Here is a 984-nt window from a genome sequence, read left to right on the forward strand (position 1 = left end):
CAGCCCCACCGCCCCCTGCGGCAGCAGCACATGGAGTCCGTCGCTCACCGCGTTCAGGCCCAGCGCCCCCGCGTCCTCCTCCGAGGCGATCACCGCGTCCGGGAACAGCCGCGCGAGCACGGCCCGGCTGCCGGGGGAGAAGGCGCCGGGGTAGTACATGATCTCGTCGGCCGAGTCGTCCAGGACGGAGAGCGCCGTGTCCAGGTGGTAGTAGCGCGGGTCGACGAGGTCGAGCCCGATCACCGGACGCCCGAAGAACTCCTGCGCCTCGTCGTGCGAGAGCGGGCTCGACCGGAAGCCGCGCCCGGCCAGTACATAGGACGCGGTGACCGCGAAGTCGCCCTCGCCCTCGTTGATGTGGGCCGGCTCGTGGATCTCCGTGAACCCGTGCGCGCGGAACCACTCCAGATGGGCCTCGGCCTCCGCCTCCCGTTCCGGGTGGGCGAAGCGGGCGCCCAGCACCCGGCCGTCGATCACGGTCGCCCCGTTGGCGGCGAAGACCATGTCGGGCAGGTCGGGGCGGGGTTCGAGCAGCTCGACGGTGTGGCCGAGCGCCCGGTACCGGTCCCGCAGGTCCTCCCACTGGGCGAGCGCGAGCGGCAGGTCGACGGGCTTGGCGGGGTCCATCCAGGGGTTGATCGAGTACGTGACCTTGAAGTGTGCCGGTGGGCACATCAGATAGCGCCGGGGTCTGGCGACTCGGGGTGCACGGAGGTCACGGGTCTCACTGAGCAATGAGGGCTCCTCACGGACGACTTCGGCTGCACGCGCCGCATCTGCGGGTGGTGGTCAGCCCATGGTGCGGCCTGCCCGCCGTTCCCGCAGTGATCCGTACGGGTGTTTTTCCGCCGCTTCACCCACTGTTGCCCCGCGCGCACCCTTGACAGAGACGATACGTTTCGCCTCGGTGGCGCTAGGATCCCGGCATGGTGAACAAGGGGCATGCGTCCGAGAAGACACCCGAACCCCCCCGAGCGAAGGCAC

At 70.2% G+C, this 984-nt stretch carries 1 protein-coding gene; it reads right to left on the reverse strand.

What is annotated here, in order from left to right; all coding sequences use genetic code 11:
* Positions 1 to 735: dimethylargininase (gene ddaH / locus ACJA3G_RS37595; protein WP_406557488.1), on the reverse strand; the 735-nt coding region annotated here is incomplete at its 3' end.
* Positions 736 to 984: the final 249 nt, after the last annotated feature.

It is taken from the genome of Streptomyces sp. YS-3, from assembly GCF_045257485.1.
GTDB lineage: Bacteria > Actinomycetota > Actinomycetes > Streptomycetales > Streptomycetaceae > Streptomyces.